This window comes from Rhizobium sp. LEGMi-198b (assembly GCF_054114205.1).
This window is the reverse complement of sequence record NZ_JBSYVH010000006.1, coordinates 262644-279158: the sequence shown is the minus strand read 5'-3', so window position 1 is coordinate 279158 and position 16515 is coordinate 262644. Positions and strand designations below refer to the sequence as shown.

Here is a 16515-nt window from a genome sequence, read left to right as displayed (position 1 = left end):
CGGGCGGTCAACTCGCGTCCAGCGATTGATCCCGCCTTTGGCGGGATACGTTCATCTCCTGCCGCTCCTGTGCCATGCTGCTGACAGCGGCGCGTAGGCTCGGATGACGGGACATGAAGAGATTGAAGTCGCGGCGTTCCAGAACCAGGAATTGGCAGAAATCGACCGCCACCACATCGGCGGTGCGGCGTGCGCCGGTTAACACCGCCATTTCGCCGAAGAAGGAACCGGCGCCGAGCGGAATCTCGTCGTCTTCGAGCTGCACCTCGACCGCGCCGGACGCAATGAAATACATGCTGTCGCCCCGGTCGCCGGTGCGGATGACGCGATCGCCCGGCGAGGCGGACCTTGGCCGGAAAAGCAGCAGAAGTTCTTCCTGGGCGCTTTCGTCGAGCTCGGCGAACATCGGAAACGTCTCGAGCAACTGCTCGATCTCCAGGTGATGCTGACGGTCCCTCTCCTCGCGCTCCTGGCTGATAATAGCCAGCTCGCGGCAGAGGCGATCGTGCTTTGCCGAACCATAGCCGGCCATGCGCACCGGCCACCGGGAAAAGGCCGATTTTTCCAGATTCTCCACGGCAAGGAAAACCAGCGGGTTGATCGTGATCGACAGAATGGCACCGGCAAGGATCAGATCCTGCCCTTCGCGCGGCAGCAGACCCAAGGAGACGCCGAGACCGGCCAGGATGAAGGAAAACTCGCCGATCTGGGCAAGTCCTGCCGAAACGGCAAAACCCATGCTGGCGGGATAACGCAGCAGCAACACGACGCAGAAAGCAATCAGCGACTTGCCGACAATGATAAGGGCGAGCACTCCGAGGACCATCAGCGGTTCGCGCACCACCACCGACGGATCGAAGAGCATGCCGACGGAAACGAAGAACAATACCGAAAAGGCATTCTGCAACGGCAGTGAATCGGCCGCCGCTCGATGGCTGAGATGGGACTCGCTCATGATCAGACCGGCGAAGAAGGCGCCGAGCGCGAAGGAAACGCCGAATATCTCCGCCGCCCCGAAGGCGATGCCGAGCGCGATGGCCAGAACGGAAAGCGTAAAGAGCTCGCGCGAGCCCGTGCGCGCGACGGAGGTCAGCAGCCAGGGAACGATCTTTGGGCCGATGAAGATCGCGACGGCGGCAAAAGCCGCCACCTTGACGAGGGTAATGCCTATGGTCAGCCAGATCGGGCCGCTGCTTGCGTGCGTGCCCACACCGGCGTGGCCGCCAAGAACGCCGGCAAAGGCCGGCAACAGGACGAGCGCCAGCACCATCGCCAAATCCTCGACGATCAGCCAGCCGACGGCGACGCGGCCATTGGCGGAGCTGACCAGATTGCGCTCTTCCAACGCCTTCAGCAGCACAACGGTACTGGCAACGGCAAGGCTCAAACCGAAGACCAGGCCGGCTCCGAGGTCCCACCCCCACAGCGAGGTCAGGCCAATCCCCAAGAGGGTCGCGATGGCGATCTGGCCGATGGCGCCGGGAATCGCAACCCCGCGCACCGCGAGCAGATCAGCCGCCGAAAAGTGCAGGCCGACGCCGAACATCAAGAGGATGACGCCGATTTCGGCGAGCTGCGACGCCAGAGCGGTATCAGCAACAAAACCCGGCGTCGACGAGCCGATCATCACACCGGCCACGAGATAGCCGACCAGCGGTGGCAGATGCAGCCGGTCGGCGAGATAGCCGAAAATGGCCGCAAACACGAAACCGGCGGCAATCAATGCTATCAATGCGACGTCGTGCGGCACGGCGGCCCTTCCCGTTTTGCGGCGTTTACCGCCTCGTTCCCTCTGTTCGATACTACGCTAGCACCGCTTTTGCGGGAACGTCTACCGGTTCGGGCATGATCGCGAAAGGGCAGATGGTGTTTTCAGACAGGATCATGCTGCGCAAAAGACAAACCCGCCGCGCCATTTATATGACGCGGCGGCAACAGCAGGTGCTTACTGATCCAGGACGATCTGCAGCTTGACGTCGCTCGGCCGTGCTTCCACGGCTCGGTCGAAGGCTTCGATCGACTGTTCGAATTTGAAGGTTTCGGAGATCAGCGGCTTCAGATCGACACGGCCGGACGCGATCAGCGCGATGGAGCGCTCATATTGATGCGCGTAACGGAAGACGGTCTCGAGGCGGATTTCCTTCGTCGATGCCGTGGAGATATCGAGACCGACCGGGGCAACCGGCAGACCGACCGCGACGATAACCCCGCCCGGACACGGCAGTTCCATCACCGTTTCCCAGGCCTTCGGCGAGCCGGAGCACTCGAACACGACATCGGCGCCCCAGCCGTCCGTTAAGCGCCTGACCTCTTCGACCAGGTTCTTCTCGCGGATATTGACCGGGATGACGCCCTGATATTGGGTGGCGATATCGAGCTTCGGCTGGGCAAGGTCGGCAACGATGGCGCGGGCGCAACCGCCGGCAAGTGCGGCGATCGCAACCATGGTGCCGATCGGGCCGGCGCCGAGCACGACGGCGGTATCGCCGGGTGTGATCTTCGCCTTCGTGGCCGCCTGCATGCCCACCGCGAAAGGCTCGACCATCGCACCTTCGGCGAAGCTGACATTGTCCGGCAGCTTGAAGGCATAATTGGCCGGATGCACGACGAAGGGCGTCAGCACGCCATGGATCGGCGGCGTCGCCCAGAAGGTGACAGCCGGATCGACGTTATACATACCGAGCCGGCTGGCTTTGGAATTGGGATCGGGGATACCGGGTTCCATGCAGACGCGGTCACCGACCTTCAGATGCGCGACGCCGGCGCCGACTTCGACGACCGTGCCGGCCGCCTCATGGCCGAGTACCATCGGCGCATTCACGACGAACGGACCGATGCGCCCGTGCGTATAATAATGCACATCCGATCCACAGACGCCGACCGTATGAATCTTGATCTTCACCTCACCCTGCCCGACCTCTTGCGGCAGGTCGATATCGCGTAACGCCAGCTCATGCTGACGCTCCAGTACCAGGGCACGCATCTTGCTCATCACGTCATTCCTCTGTTCGGAAACAATCTCCCATCCCCGCACAGCCGCAAGGACATCCTCAACCGTTATATAGCCATGACCACGGTCACAAAACGACCTTTCTGCGAAGCAAGAGGCAAATAGATACCGCTCCATACAGAGCGAACCCCTCGTCAATCCAATGCATTAGGCGGCACTTGTTAAAGGTCATTCTATTATTCGTATTGACTAGAGCTTGATTTTGTTGCCTTTTAGCGCGCACGGAACGGGGAGACATGTAAAATGGTATATGACTGGACCGGTCAGCGCACGCGCCGCTTAAAAATGTTGCGTGCCGCAAGCATAGCAGTGCTTCTTCTCCTTTTGATCGCCGTGCCCACTCTTCTCTTGCGCTATAACCTTATCAACTATCATTTTTGAGCCGCCGGGCGGCTGCGACCCACCCTGCATACTCCTGCCGAAGGCGACCGTTCAGGCCGCCTTTTTCGCGTTCGGTTTCGGCTTGCGCGAGACATTGTCGCCGGCCTTGGCATCGAGCGGCAGGCAGTCCAGCACGGCCAGCAGCGCGATGATGCCGAGCATGATGAAAGCCAGGCGAAATTCGATCGCTGCGATCCCGCCTACCCCGAGCGGCGTGCTGATCGCCTGGCCAATACGGATGCCGATGGCACCCACGGCGATCCCCATACCCGTGGTCACCTGAAAAGCCGTGCTGAACAGCGTGTTCGCGCCCGTCATCTGCTGCGGCGGGATGTCGGCAAAGGCAATGGTGTTCAGCGCCGTGAAATGCATCGACCGGCACATGCCGCCGATGAACAGGACCGGGATGATGAACCAGAGCGGCGTATCGGCCGAAAACAGCGCGCAGGCGGCGATGAAGATCGCATTGAGGATGCCGTTGACGACCAGCACCGGCTTGAAGCCGAAGCGCCGGAGGATCGGCGTCGTGCCCGGCTTCATCGCCAGATTGCCGGCAAAGACCGCCAAGGTCAGCATGCCGGCGTGAAAGGCGCTGAGCCCGAAACCGACTTGGAACATGAGCGGCAGCAGGAAAGGCACGGCGCCGATGGCGATGCGAAACAGCGAGCCGCCGGAGATGGTGATGGCGAAGGTCGGCGATTTCAGTCCGGCAAGATCGATCAGGGGATGATCGGTTCGCAGGAAATGGACGGTCGCGCCTGTGAGCAACGCGAAACCAACGCCGACATAACCCCATGCTTCCAGCCACACCGGATCGGGACGGCCGATCAGCTCAAGCCCGTACATCAGGCTCGCCAGGCCGAAACCGCTGACGACAAAGCCTGTCCAATCGAAGGGTGGTCGCGCGGAATTCTTGGTCTCCGGGATCAGCATGAGGGCAAAGATGAACGCCAAGATACCGAGCGGCAGATTGAGGAAGAAGATCCAGCGCCAGCTCGCATGATCGGTGATGAAACCGCCGAGCGGCGGCCCGAGAATCGGTGCCACGAGCGCCGGCCAGGTGATCGTCGCGATTGCCGAGATCAATTGATCCTTCGGCGTATTGTTGAGAACCAGAAGGCGGCCGACCGGCACCATCATTGCGCCGCCAATGCCTTGCAGGATGCGCATGGCGACAAAAGAGCCGACATCATTGGCAAAGCCGCAGAGAACGGAAGCCAAGGTGAAGACGACGACCGCGGTAGTGAAAACCAGGCGAGCGCCGAACCGATCGCTGATCCAGCCACTGATCGGAATGAAGACGCCGAGCGTTAGTAGATAGGCGCTCATGCCGATATTGAGGTCGACAGGACGGGCGCCGAAGGAAGCGGCCATCTGCGGCAAGGCGGTGGCAATGACTGTGCCGTCCAGGTTTTCCATGAAAAAAGCGCCAGCCACGAGCAGCGCAATCTTGAGCGGCCGTGAGCTGGAAGCTTGCGCCACCTCCCCCCGTTGGCGCGTGGACATATCAGTCATTCACAAAATGCTCCGAATCCGCTTTTCAACCTCGTCATTTAAGCGGTTCGGAATCGTTTTCGATAGCCTGAAATCGTCCTACCATTCGACAGAATGATCACGTTTCATTCAACGGCCTGATCAGAATTTGATCATGATCCGCGCCTCTTCAATTCGACCGCGCTACATTGAACGCTGTGCCCAGGAGCCGTCGATCCGGCGCTAGTAGGCATGCGCACGCAAGACATGGTAGAGTCACCCCGTCGAGATATGGCGCAACGAGAACGGCCGAATCGGCATCGAGCAACTATGGAACCGCTGCGAGCAAACCGAAAATATCAGCAAGAAGGCCCAAGGGGCCGCCATAAGCTGAAGATTTTCTCGTATCGGCTCTTCAACAGGAATGAGAGTCCCGGATAATGAAATACGGCATTGGCGCAACGACTGCCTCTCGGGTGAGCCCGGAAACGAAACTGATCGTGTCGCAGTCGCCATTCGATGCCTATGTGCGCAAGTATGGCACGATCCCGCGGCGGGGCGTCTTCGGCTATTTCGTGCATGAACTCGGCCGCCGCATCGTCGGCGGCGATTATCCCGTCGGCTCGACGCTTCCGAACGAACCGGAACTCGTGGAGCAGTTCGGCATCAGCCGCACCGTGATCCGCGAAGCGATGAAGTGCCTCGCCGGCAAGGGGCTGGTGGAAATCAAGACCCGTGTCGGCACGCGCGTCAAGGATCGCTCCAACTGGCATCATCTCGATACCGACGTCATGGTCTGGTACTACGAGACCGGCCCTTCGGTGGAGATCATGCGCTCGATCAAGGATCTCAGGCGGGTGCTGGAGCCGGAAGCCACGGCGCGAGCCGCTGCGCGCGGCACCGCCGAGGATCTCGCCGCCATCGCCTCTGCCTATGACGACATGGTTTCCACCATTGGCGACGTCAACACCAATGCCGATGCCGACCTGCGCTTCCATACCGCGATCTTTGCCGCCACCCGCAACATGATCTACGCGCAGCTCATCGATTTGATCGCCGTCGCGATCTACGCCAACCGAGCGCTTTCGAGCCATGACGAAGTGGCGGAAGGCCAGAAACGTTCCCTGCCCTATCACAAGGACGTCCTGGACGCGATCGTCGCCCGCGATCCCGATGCGGCGCTCAAGGCCTCGCATCGCCTGCTCGACGCCTGGCGCATCGATCGCTACGATTTCTGAGGCGGCAAAGACGGCCGTGAATTGTTGCCACGGTGCAGGAAGATCATTATGCAAGAGCTTGTAATACCGACATAAACCCGGCGGAGCAGATCGAATCCCGCCGGGCTGGCGCATATTTCAAAAATGGGCCGACGCTCAGTGCGTCATTGCTTCCTGCGCATCCGTCTTCGGTACCTGCCGGCGGCCGGCCTCATGCGCCACCGGGATGAGCCAGGTGGTCGCGAAGGTCAGGATCGCGACGACGACAACGCCCCAGAAGCTCCAATGCAGGGCCGCATCGAAGACGCCGCGGATTGCCGGATCACTGGCGAGATCAGAAAGGCCGGTCGGCTGGTTCAGGACGCCATGCAGCTTGGCGGCTAGATCGCCGCTGCCGAAGTGGACGATACCGATATTGAGCACGGCGCCCAAGGCGGTCGCGCCGAGCGTATTGCCGAGGCTGCGCGAAAAGATGATCGACGCCGTGGCGCTACCGCGCATCGACCATTCCACACTCTCCTGCACGAGCACGATACTGGTGAGGCTGATGAGACCCATGCCGAAACCCATCAGGAAGGAGCCGATACCGGCCAGAACCGGGCTGCTCTCCGGCGTCAGGAACAGGAGGAAGGCCGAGCCGAAGGGGAACATGAAGCTGCCGACGCGCAGCGTCCTGCGAATGCCGAACGCGCGGAAGAAGCGGCTCGACAGCATCACCGCCAGCGGCCAGCCGACAATCAGCATCGTCAGCGTGAAGCCTGCCACCAGCGGCGAACGGCCGAGCACACCCTGTACGTAGATCGGCAGAATGGTCGTCAGCCCGATCAGCGCCATGCCGGCCAGAAGCGTCGCCGCATTGCTGGTCGCCACCAGCCGCCGGCCCCAGAGCTCGATCGAGATGATCGGCTCCGGCGCGCGCCGCTCTTGCAGGAGGAACAGCACGCCGGTGACGACGAAGACGAGCGCGAGCGTGCCGAGAATGCCGAATCCGGAATCGGTCTCGGTGAGGATCACCAACAATGAGATGATCGATATCGAAAACAGGATCGTGCCGAGATAGTCGATCTTCGCCTCGCGCGGCGTGATCTGCTCATGCAGGAAAAGGGTGAAGCCGATGATGGTCAGCACACCGACCGGCAGGTTGATCCAGAAAATCCAGGCCCACGAGAAATTATCGACGATGATGCCTCCTGCAAGCGGGCCGATGACGGCCGACACCGCCCAGACGCTGGCGAGCACGCCCTGCACCTTGGCGCGTTCCTCCAGCTTGTAGAGATCGCCGACCACGGTCATCGTCACCGGCTGGATGGCACCGGCACCAAGGCCCTGCAGCAGTCGGAAGGCAATCAGCGAAGCCATCGACCAGGCCAGGCCGGCGAGCGCCGAACCGACGAGGAAAATGAGGATACCGCCGATCAGGATCGGCTTGCGGCCAAAAATATCCGACAGCTTGCCGTAGATCACCGTCGTCGTGGACTGTGCCAGGAGGAAGGCGGAGAAAACCCAGCTATAATAGGTAAAGCCACCGAGCTGACCGACGATGCGGGGCATGGCGGTGGCAACGATCGTCGCCTCGACCGCGACCATGAAAGTCGCGAGCATGATCGAGACAATGACCAGCGGACGTCTTGAACGATCGGCCGTACTGGACATGACATTCCTTTCTGACTGTTCCGCCCGGCAGCAAACGCACGCGAACCGTCAAAGACGGCCATGGGCGAACGATAAATTTTGGAATCGACGTCGAAGGATTAAACAACTGCAGGGGCGTCGGCCTGCTGAAACATTATAGTAAGCTTTGCATACTTATGCCAGCATGTGTCAATCGTTTGACAAAGGGCATGCCTTGTTCGCCGATTGGCTCATCTTTGCGGCCGTGACGCCGCAATTCGCGTGTCACCATACGCCATCATGCAATACCGTCGCCTCTTCGCAAAGCATCGGCCCGACAACCTCGACTTTACGCTGGCCCGCTTCGAAGACGACGCGACAGGGCAGATCAAGCGTCGGATTTTCGGGATGATTGCCGATAATCGCCTTCAACCGGCTTTCACTGAGACCATAGACGACACGACCGACGCCAGCCCAATAGGCGGCGCCGGCGCACATGGCACAGGGTTCCGCGGAAGTATACATCGTGCATTGCACGAGGAAACCCGGCGAATATTGCTGCGAAGCCCGTGTCATCAGTACGCGCTCGGCATGGCCGGTCATGTCCTGCGTCGGATTGAAAGCGTTTTCCTGCTCCATCAGCACCGTTCCGTCGGGGCCGACGAGAATGGCGCCGAAAGGATGATTGCCGTGAGTTCGCGCCCGCGACGCGACCTCGAAGGATCGGCGCAAAAAGACTTCGTCGTCGAGAGGTGCGGTCATAGGTCCGGGCCTTGCGATGAAACAGGATATCAGCAGCTTGCGCGTTGCTAACCTGGCTGACAAGTCGCTATTTCGAGGCATGGCAGGAAACGCGCTGCCCTTAGGTGGCGGCGATCACGCTCTTCGGTTCCAGATAGGCCTCCAAGCCAAAGACGCCGTATTCGCGGCCGATGCCGGATTGCTTGAAGCCGCCGAAGGGCGCCATGGGCTCATTGTGAAATCCATTGATCATCACTCGCCCGGCCACGATGCGCGAGGCGACCGCGCGGGCGCGCCCGGGGTCGGACGAAATCACATAGGCTTGCAGCCCGTAGACGGTATCGTTGGCAATGGAGATCGCTTCCTCTTCACTCCTGTAGGTGAGAACGCAGAGGACCGGCCCGAAGATTTCCTCGCGGGCGATCGTCATGTCGTTGGTGACGTCGGTGAAAGCGGTCGGCTTGACGAAATAGCCGCTTTCCATATCGTCCGGCCGCCCCTCACCGCCGACAAGGACCGTCGCACCGTCCTGAATTCCCAACTGGATGTAGCGCTGCACGCGCTCATATTGCTTTTGGCTCACCATCGGGCCGATTGCGGTTGCGGGATCACGGGGATCGCCGACCTTGATGTTCTCGACCGCAGCCTTGAGCATTGCATTGAATTCCGCTGCGCGCGATTCCGGCACAAGCACACGCGTGCCGGCAATACAGGCCTGGCCGCTATTGGCAAAACCGGCGGCGATGACATGCGGGATGGCCTCGGCAAAATCAGCGTCATCGAGAACCAGCGTCGGCGACTTGCCCCCAAGCTCCAGCGTCACCCGCTTCATGGTTTCAGCCCCTGCACGCAGGATCGCCTTGCCGACGGCGGTTGAGCCGGTGAAGGAAATCCTGGCGATGTCGGGATGGCTGCTCAATTCGGCGCCGACCACATCGCCGCGGCCGTTGACGATGTTGAACACGCCGGCCGGCAAGCCGGCATCGTGCAGGCACTCCGTCAGGATTTGCGTCTGCAAGGCGCTCATTTCACTCGGCTTGATGACGGCGGTGCAGCCGGCGGCAATCGCGGTCGCGAGCTTGTTGCAGATGAAGCCGTAATCGTTGTTCCAGGGCGTGATGAGGCCGACAACGCCGAGCGGCTCCATGACTACCTCTGCCGATTCGATCCGCCGCGTGAATTCATAATGCTCGAGCGTTTTCGCGGCATTGAGAAAACAATCTGCCGCATAACGCGTTGCCCAGGCAGCGCGGGAAACCGGGGCGCCATATTCCTCGATCGTCGCCTCCGTCAGAGCTTCAGCCTTTGCGAGAACGGAATCGTGCAGCCGGGTCAGCAAGGCGATGCGTTCTCCCTTGCTTGTCTGTGAAAACGACGGAAAGGCCCGCTTGGCGGCAGCGATGGCGCGGCGCGCATCCTCGACGTCGCCGAGCCGGACCTTGCCGATGACTTCGCCCTTTGCCGGATTGAAGAGATCGAAAAGCTCCTCCCCGTGCGGCGCAACGAAACTGCCGTCGATGTAAATCTTGTCGATGATCCTCATGATGATCTCCTTCTCGGCGATGCGGTTTTTGTGGTCATTTCCGATATAAGCCGATAGGTTTGCATCAATAAGCGGGACAAAGCGCCATGAAGTGGTGCGGAAATCGGGATAATGCATAAGTCCGGATTGATCGAACTCGAAGCCATCATCGCGGTCGCCCGGCGCGGCAGTTTCCGAGCCGCAGCGGTGGAGCTCGGCATGTCGCCGACGGCGCTGAGCCATGCCGTCGCCGGATTGGAAACCCGGCTTGGTGTGCGCCTGTTCAACCGGACGACGCGCAGCGTGTCGCTTTCAGCCGCCGGCGAGCAGTTTGTCGCCACGGTCGCACCGGCGCTGTCGGACATCAACGGCGCCATGGAAGCGGTAAACAGCCATCGTGACACGCCGGCCGGCATCCTGCGCATCAACAGCTCGGTCGGCGCAGCACGCCAGATCCTGACGCCGATCGTTCTTGAATATCTCAAGCGCTATCCGGATATGCGGCTCGATCTGGTGACCGAGGGACGGATGATCGATATCGTCGTCGACGGTTTCGATGCCGGCATCCGTACCGTGGATACCGTTCCGAAGGACATGATCGCCGTGCCCTTCGGCCCACCACTGCGCTATGCCGTGGTCGGATCTCCCACCTATTTCGAAGCGCACCCAAAGCCCGGCAAGCCACAGGATCTGATGCAGCATCGCTGCGTCCGTGCCCGGTTGCCGAGCGGCGCGCTCTATCGCTGGGAATTCGAAAAACAAGGCGAAGTGCTGACCCTCGATGTTCCCGGTTCCCTCACTCTCGACGAGCCGACATTGATCCTGGAAGCGGCCCGCGAGGGTGCAGGCCTGGCATATCTTTCGGAATGGTCCACCGCTGCCGATATCGCTGCGGGACGATTGGTGCGCATACTGGAAGACTGGACGCCTGCTCTGCCCGGCCTCTGCCTCTATTATCCCAGCCGCCGGCTCCTGCCGGCCGGGCTGCGGGCGCTCGTCGATTTGATCCACGAGGTCGGCCGGCATCGCTGACTGCCGAAAGTGGCGCGCTCGCCAGCAACGCGCTCAAGCTGTTCCCTGCAAGTCCGAGCAATGGACTTAAGCCATTTTTGTGATTTATTGCGATTAATTTGTTCAATTGCTAAACTTATTTTCAAGCCAAAATAATCGGCAATACCCAGGCGGAACATCGAATTGCTCACCTCTTCGCAGCGACAGCTCCTGCGTGTCATCAGCGAATCCGGCCCACTCAGCCGGACGGTTCTTGCCGCATCGATGGGGCTCAGCAAGGCAGCGATGAGCGGCATTGCCCGCGATCTGATCACGCTTGGCGTCCTGCATGAAACCGAAACGGTCTATGGCCAGGGCCGGCCGTCGATATTGCTTGATCTGCATCCTCAAGGCGCGTTCTTCGTCGGCATTTCACTGCTTGAGGATCCGGCGCCGATGGTCCTCAGCGATCTCAACGGTAAGATTATTGCCCGCGAGAATATGCCCTTGTCGCGCGATCCGGAGGTCATAGCGAGGCTGATCGCCGATGCGCTTCCGAAACTTCTCGCCGGGCGGCCTGATGTGGCAGCCAAACTATCGGGCCTTGGCGTGGCGCTCTCCGGTTTTGTCGACGAGAAGCAAGCCAATTGCGTGCAATCTACCCTGCTTGGCTGGCAGGACGTGCCGCTTGCCAAGATCATCCGGCAGAAGACCGGCATCGAGACCTTCATTGAAAACGACGCCAAGGCCATAGCCGTCAGCGAAAAGCTGTTCGGCAGCGCTCGCGACATCCGGAATTTCAGCGTCGTCTCGTTGGGAGACGGCGTCGGATGCGCCCATTTCATCCGAGGCAAGCTCTATCGTGGCAATCACGGCGGCGCCGGTGAGATCGCCCATTGCACCATCGAGCCCAACGGCTCGCCCTGCCGCTGCGGCAAGCGCGGCTGCCTCGACACCGTGGCCTCGATAAACGCGATCAAGGAAATGTCGAAGGCGGAAGGCCTTTCCTGCACATCGCTCACCGAGCTGGAGGAGGAGGCATCGGCCGGCAATGCCATCGCCATCCGTATCCTGCACCGGGCCGGCGGCGCCCTCGGCCTGGCGATCGCTCATCTCATCCAGTTCAACGATCCCGGCATGATCCTGATCACCCATGTCGAAGGCAATTTCGACGGATTGTTCGGCACCCTCGTGCAGCAGGCGATCGAAGCCAATGTGTTGCCGCGCTATGCCGGGCAGACGCCGATCCGCACCCAACGCGTCAACGGCGACATCTGGGCGCGAGGTGCAGCCAGCATCGCCGCCCACAATTTCCTGATTAGCCCCAACCCGAATTGAGGTTTTCCATGCGTATTGCCGTTGGTGGCATTCATATCGAATGCAGCACGTACAATCCGGTTCTGAACGAAGAAAAGGATTTCCGCGTCGTGCGCGGCGAGGAACTGACGGCCGCACCTTATTTCGCATTTCTCAAAGACTATGACGCCGAGTTCCTGCCGACGATCCACGCGAGGGCCATCGCCGGCGGGCCTGTTGCGCGCCACGCCTATGAAGCCTTCAAGGCGGAATTCCTGGAGCGGCTGAAGCCACTGCTGCCGCTCGACGGTCTCTACCTCGCCATGCATGGGGCAATGTATGTCGAGGGCATGGAGGATGCGGAGGGCGATTGGATAAGCGCTGCCCGCGAGGTCGTCGGCGACGACTGCATGCTTTCGGCGAGCTACGATCTGCATGGCAATGTCACCCAGCGCATCATCGATGCATTGGACATGTATTCCACCTATCGCACCGCGCCGCATATCGATGTCGAGGAAACCATGCGTCGCGCGGTGACGATGCTCGTTGAAAGCCTGAAGACCGGTGTGAAGCCCATCCTGCTCTGGGCGCCGATCCCCGTGCTCTTGCCCGGCGAGCGCACCAGCACGGTCGATGAGCCTGCAAAGAGCCTCTACGGCCTGCTGCCCGGCATCGATGCCATCGACGGTGTCTGGGATGCCTCGCTGATGGTCGGCTATGTCTGGGCCGACGAGCCCCGCGCCACGGCGGCCGCCATCATGACCGGCACGGACCGCTCCGTTCTCGAACGCGAAGCCAAACGGCTGGCGCAGGCCTATTGGGATGTCCGCAAGGATTTCGTCTTCGGTTGCGAGACCGGCTCGATCGAGGAATGTGTCGCCAGGGCGATCGCCAGCCCGACCGCGCCTGTTGTGCTTGCCGAATCCGGCGATAACCCGACCGGCGGCGGTGTCGGCGACCGCGCCGATGTCCTGGCGGAACTGATAGCCCAGGGCGCGACCGACGTCGTTTTCGCGGGGATCGCCGACAGAGCGGCAACCGAAGCCTGCTATGCTGCCGGTGTCGGCGCCAGACTCGATCTCACTGTCGGCGCATCGCTGGACACCGAGGGCAGCAAACCGGTGACCGCCGCGTTCACGGTCAAGTTTCTGCTGAATACCGACGATGCCACAGACCGCCAGGCGGTCGTCTCGGTGGGTGGCATCGATCTGGTGCTGTCGGTCAAACGCAGCCCCTATCACAACACTGCCGACTTCACGCGTCTCGGGCTCGATCCGCACCAAGCCAAGATCGTCGTCGTGAAGTCCGGCTATCTCTCGCCGGAACTGGCTCCAATCGCCAATCCGAACCTGATGGCGCTCTCGCCCGGGGTGGTCGATCAGTTCGTCGAGCGGCTGCCGCGACTGCGCAAGCAGAAGCCCACCTACCCCTTCGACAAGGATTTTACCTTCACGCCCGAGGTGGCGATTTCAGCCCGTTCGGCAAGCCGCTGCTGATTGCCGCGAAGGCACGGTGCTTCGCTATATACTGCACAAAAAAGAGCTTGACGGCGCATACGGGTTGACCTTGTATTGAACCAATTTAAAATTGGTCCGATACATAAAACATCATGACAGCGGGCAATCTTCCCGAAAATTCCACCTATGCCCTGGAAAAGCTCCGGGGCCTGTTGGAATCGGACAAACTGGAATCGGAAGGCAAGCTGCCGACAGAGCGGGCTCTTTCGGATATGTTCGGCGTCAGCCGCCGCGCCATCCGGCGGGCGCTGGAGGTGCTGGAGGCAGAAGGCCGCATTTGGCGGCGCCAGGGGTCGGGGACCTATGCCGGCCAGCGCCCGGATGATTGGAGCCAGCATGTCGGCTCGCTCGTCGCCGGCACCAATCTCATGGAAGTCATGGAAGTGCGCCTGCGCATCGAGCCGCAGCTCGCCCAGCTCGCCGCGATGCGCGCCAAACCCGACGATATCGAGCGCATGTACGAGCTGACGAAAAAGATCTTCGCCAGCGGCGATGCCGATAGCCGTGAACTTTGGGACGGCGCGCTGCATCGCCTGATCGCACAAAGCGCCGGCAATCAGTTCTTTCTGTCGATCTTCGATGTCATCAACCATGTCCGTCAGGATGAGGCATGGCAAACCATTCGCGAATTGGCCCGCAGCGCCAACAGAACGCGTCCGGTAACCTACACACAGCATATGGCAATCATCGATGCGATCGCTGCTCGCGATCCGATGAAAGCTGCCGAAACCATGCGCGAGCATCTGCTGATGCTGCAGGAAAGCCTGATCCGCGTCACCTCGCTCGACGCGCAGCATCCGCAGAAGGAGTTGGCCGACGAGTTTGCCGAGGATTTGAAATGACCGCGCGAAGCATGAATCATCTGAAAGGATTGCTGCAATGACCGCATTTACGACACGTCCGGAAATTCTCGGCACCTTCGGTGTCGTCACCTCCACGCATTGGATCGCCTCGGCGGTCGGCATGAGCATCCTCGAAAAGGGCGGTAACGCCTTCGATGCGGCTGTTGCGACCGGCTTTGTCCTGCAGATCGTCGAGCCGCATCTCTGCGGTCCCGGCGGCGATATGCCCGCGGTCATTTATTCCAAGAAGAAGGACAAGGTCGAAGTCATCTGTGCCCAGGGCACGGCTCCCGCCGGCGCCACTCTCGAACATTATGCGAGCGAGGGCCTGTCGCTGATACCCGGTGACGGCCTGCTTGCAACCGTTATCCCCGGCTCCTTCGGCGGCTGGATGCTGATGCTGCGCGACTATGGCAAGCTCACCGTCCGCGACGTCCTCGAGCCGGCGATCCACTATGCCGAACATGGCCATCCGGTGCTGCCGCGCGTTTCCGAGACCATAGCCGGCCTCGCCGATTTCTATCGCCAGGAGTGGCCGACCTCCTATGAAACCTGGCTGCCAGGCGGCTTCGCTCCCGAACCCTGGTCGAACTTCAAGAACCCGGTGCTTGCCGAAACCTGGAAACGCGTGGTCGCGGAGGCGGAAAACAAAAGCGGCCGCGAGGCGCAAATCGAAGCGGCACGCGACGCTTACTATCGCGGCTTTGTCGCCGAGGCGATCGACGCTTACCTCCGCAAGGCGGAAGTCATGGATGCGAGCGGCCAACGCCACAAGGGCGTGCTGACGGCCGACGACATGGCCAACTGGTCGCCAACGATCGAAGAGCCGTTGACCTACGACTATCACGGCTGGACGATCGCCAAGATCGGCCCTTGGGGCCAAGGGCCGGCTTTCCTGCAGACGCTGTCGCTGCTCAAAGGCTTCGATCTCGCGGCCATGGAGCCGGCCGGCGCGGATTTCGTTCACACCATCACGGAAGCCATGAAGCTCGCCTTTGCCGATCGCGAGGTCTATTACGGCGATCCGAACTTCTCCAAGGTGCCGCTCGATATCCTGCTGTCGGATGCCTATGCCGAAGAGCGTCGTAAGCTGATCACCTCGCAAGCGTCCTATGACCTGCGTCCCGGCAGGCTGCCCGGCTTCGAAAGCCAATATGATCTCACGATGGACATGCTGGAAACGCCGGAAGCCAAGGCTGGCGTGGTCTACGAGCCAACCATGTCGCATCTGAGGGAAAAACGCGGCGATACCGTGCATATCGACGTCATCGACCGCGAAGGCAATATGGTCTCGGTGACGCCCTCGGGCGGTTGGCTGCAATCTTCGCCGGTCATCCCCGGTCTCGGCTTCTGCCTCAATTCACGCGCGCAAATGTTCTGGCTGAAGCCCGGCCTGCCTTCGTCGCTCGCGCCCGGCAAGCGGCCGCGCACTACGCTGACGCCATCGCTCGGCCTCTATGAGGGGCGTCCGACGCTTGCCTTCGGCACACCCGGCGGCGACCAACAGGAACAATGGCAGCTCTCCTTCTTCCTGCGCTATGCCCATCACGGCATGAACCTGCAGGAGGCAATCGATCAGCCGCTGTTCCACAGCGCGCATTTCCCGAGCTCCTTCTATCCCCGCACACGCGAGCCCGGCAGCATTACGGCAGAAGCCAATTTCAGCGCCGAGGTGCTCGATGCATTGCGCAAGAAGGGCCACAAGCTGACGGTCGCGCCGGAATGGACGGTCGGCCGGCTGACCGCCGCACGGCGCGATGCCAGCGGCCTGCTGCGGGCGGCCGCCACGCCGCGTTTGATGCAGGCCTATGCGGTCGGGAGGTAATCTGATGCGGCTGGATCTGGCCGCATAACGCAATCGTGCCGTTGACTTCAGCCGGTTCGCGCGCTGATATCGGCAGCCTGTTTTCAAAAT

12 protein-coding genes are annotated in these 16515 nt (G+C 61.0%); 6 read left to right on the top strand and 6 right to left on the bottom strand.

Going from position 1 to position 16515, the window contains the following annotated elements; genetic code table 11:
• Positions 1–7: 7 nt before the first annotated feature.
• The 3 genes from ACXHXG_RS23010 to ACXHXG_RS23000 all read right to left on the bottom strand — a co-directional run bounded on the left by ACXHXG_RS23010 (position 8) and on the right by ACXHXG_RS23000 (position 4906).
• Positions 8–1750 (bottom strand): cation:proton antiporter domain-containing protein, encoded by a 1743-nt coding sequence (locus ACXHXG_RS23010; RefSeq protein ID WP_457900829.1) that lies wholly within the window; start codon positions 1748–1750, stop codon positions 8–10.
• Positions 1751–1945: 195 nt separating this feature from the next.
• Complete coding sequence (locus ACXHXG_RS23005) at positions 1946–2992, bottom strand: NAD(P)-dependent alcohol dehydrogenase (RefSeq protein WP_457900828.1); 1047 nt, start codon at positions 2990–2992, stop codon at positions 1946–1948.
• A gap of 450 nt (positions 2993–3442) precedes the next feature.
• Positions 3443–4906, bottom strand: coding sequence for a DHA2 family efflux MFS transporter permease subunit (locus ACXHXG_RS23000; RefSeq protein ID WP_457900827.1), 1464 nt, complete (start codon positions 4904–4906; stop codon positions 3443–3445).
• 398 nt (positions 4907–5304) lie between these two features.
• On the opposite strand from ACXHXG_RS23000, the gene ACXHXG_RS22995 reads away from it, so the two are divergent.
• On the top strand, positions 5305–6102 hold the full coding sequence (locus tag ACXHXG_RS22995; RefSeq protein WP_457900826.1) for a FadR/GntR family transcriptional regulator: 798 nt from the start codon (positions 5305–5307) through the stop codon (positions 6100–6102).
• Between the two features lie 135 nt (positions 6103–6237).
• On the opposite strand, the gene ACXHXG_RS22990 is transcribed toward ACXHXG_RS22995, so the two are convergent.
• The 3 genes from ACXHXG_RS22990 to ACXHXG_RS22980 form a co-directional block, all read right to left on the bottom strand.
• Entirely contained in the window at positions 6238–7734 is a 1497-nt protein-coding gene (locus ACXHXG_RS22990) for an MDR family MFS transporter (protein ID WP_457900825.1), read from the bottom strand.
• A 243-nt stretch (positions 7735–7977) separates the two neighbouring features.
• Complete coding sequence (locus ACXHXG_RS22985; RefSeq protein ID WP_457900824.1) at positions 7978–8454, bottom strand: nucleoside deaminase; 477 nt, start codon at positions 8452–8454, stop codon at positions 7978–7980.
• Between the two features lie 100 nt (positions 8455–8554).
• Positions 8555–9976, bottom strand: coding sequence for an aldehyde dehydrogenase family protein (locus ACXHXG_RS22980; protein WP_457900823.1), 1422 nt, complete (start codon positions 9974–9976; stop codon positions 8555–8557).
• A gap of 111 nt (positions 9977–10087) precedes the next feature.
• Here ACXHXG_RS22980 and ACXHXG_RS22975 point away from each other — a divergent pair, with 111 nt between their 5' ends.
• The 5 genes from ACXHXG_RS22975 (at position 10088) to ACXHXG_RS22955 (ending at position 16425) form a co-directional block, all read left to right on the top strand.
• On the top strand, positions 10088–10987 hold the full coding sequence (locus ACXHXG_RS22975) for a LysR family transcriptional regulator (protein ID WP_260305070.1): 900 nt from the start codon (positions 10088–10090) through the stop codon (positions 10985–10987).
• 162 nt (positions 10988–11149) lie between these two features.
• Positions 11150–12283, top strand: coding sequence for an ROK family protein (locus tag ACXHXG_RS22970; protein WP_457900822.1), 1134 nt, complete (start codon positions 11150–11152; stop codon positions 12281–12283).
• An 8-nt stretch (positions 12284–12291) separates the two neighbouring features.
• On the top strand, positions 12292–13737 hold the full coding sequence (locus ACXHXG_RS22965) for a M81 family metallopeptidase (RefSeq protein ID WP_457900821.1): 1446 nt from the start codon (positions 12292–12294) through the stop codon (positions 13735–13737).
• 113 nt (positions 13738–13850) lie between these two features.
• Positions 13851–14600, top strand: a complete 750-nt coding sequence (locus ACXHXG_RS22960; RefSeq protein WP_457900820.1) for a FadR/GntR family transcriptional regulator — start codon at positions 13851–13853, stop codon at positions 14598–14600.
• A 37-nt stretch (positions 14601–14637) separates the two neighbouring features.
• On the top strand, positions 14638–16425 hold the full coding sequence (locus tag ACXHXG_RS22955; protein ID WP_457900819.1) for a gamma-glutamyltransferase family protein: 1788 nt from the start codon (positions 14638–14640) through the stop codon (positions 16423–16425).
• Positions 16426–16515 lie beyond the last annotated feature (90 nt).

Bases quoted from the DNA above. Each gene is read 5' to 3' on its own strand.
- ACXHXG_RS23005 (WP_457900828.1), bottom strand. From the start codon at position 2,992: ATGAGCAAGATGCGTGCCCTGGTACTGGAGCGTCAGCATGAGCTGGCG.
- ACXHXG_RS23000 (WP_457900827.1), bottom strand. From the start codon at position 4,906: ATGACTGATATGTCCACGCGCCAACGGGGGGAGGTGGCGCAAGCTTCC.
- ACXHXG_RS22995 (WP_457900826.1), top strand. From the start codon at position 5,305: ATGAAATACGGCATTGGCGCAACGACTGCCTCTCGGGTGAGCCCGGAA.
- ACXHXG_RS22990 (WP_457900825.1), bottom strand. From the start codon at position 7,734: ATGTCCAGTACGGCCGATCGTTCAAGACGTCCGCTGGTCATTGTCTCG.
- ACXHXG_RS22985 (WP_457900824.1), bottom strand. From the start codon at position 8,454: ATGACCGCACCTCTCGACGACGAAGTCTTTTTGCGCCGATCCTTCGAG.
- ACXHXG_RS22980 (WP_457900823.1), bottom strand. From the start codon at position 9,976: ATGAGGATCATCGACAAGATTTACATCGACGGCAGTTTCGTTGCGCCG.
- ACXHXG_RS22975 (WP_260305070.1), top strand. From the start codon at position 10,088: ATGCATAAGTCCGGATTGATCGAACTCGAAGCCATCATCGCGGTCGCC.
- ACXHXG_RS22965 (WP_457900821.1), top strand. From the start codon at position 12,292: ATGCGTATTGCCGTTGGTGGCATTCATATCGAATGCAGCACGTACAAT.
- ACXHXG_RS22960 (WP_457900820.1), top strand. From the start codon at position 13,851: ATGACAGCGGGCAATCTTCCCGAAAATTCCACCTATGCCCTGGAAAAG.
- ACXHXG_RS22955 (WP_457900819.1), top strand. From the start codon at position 14,638: ATGACCGCATTTACGACACGTCCGGAAATTCTCGGCACCTTCGGTGTC.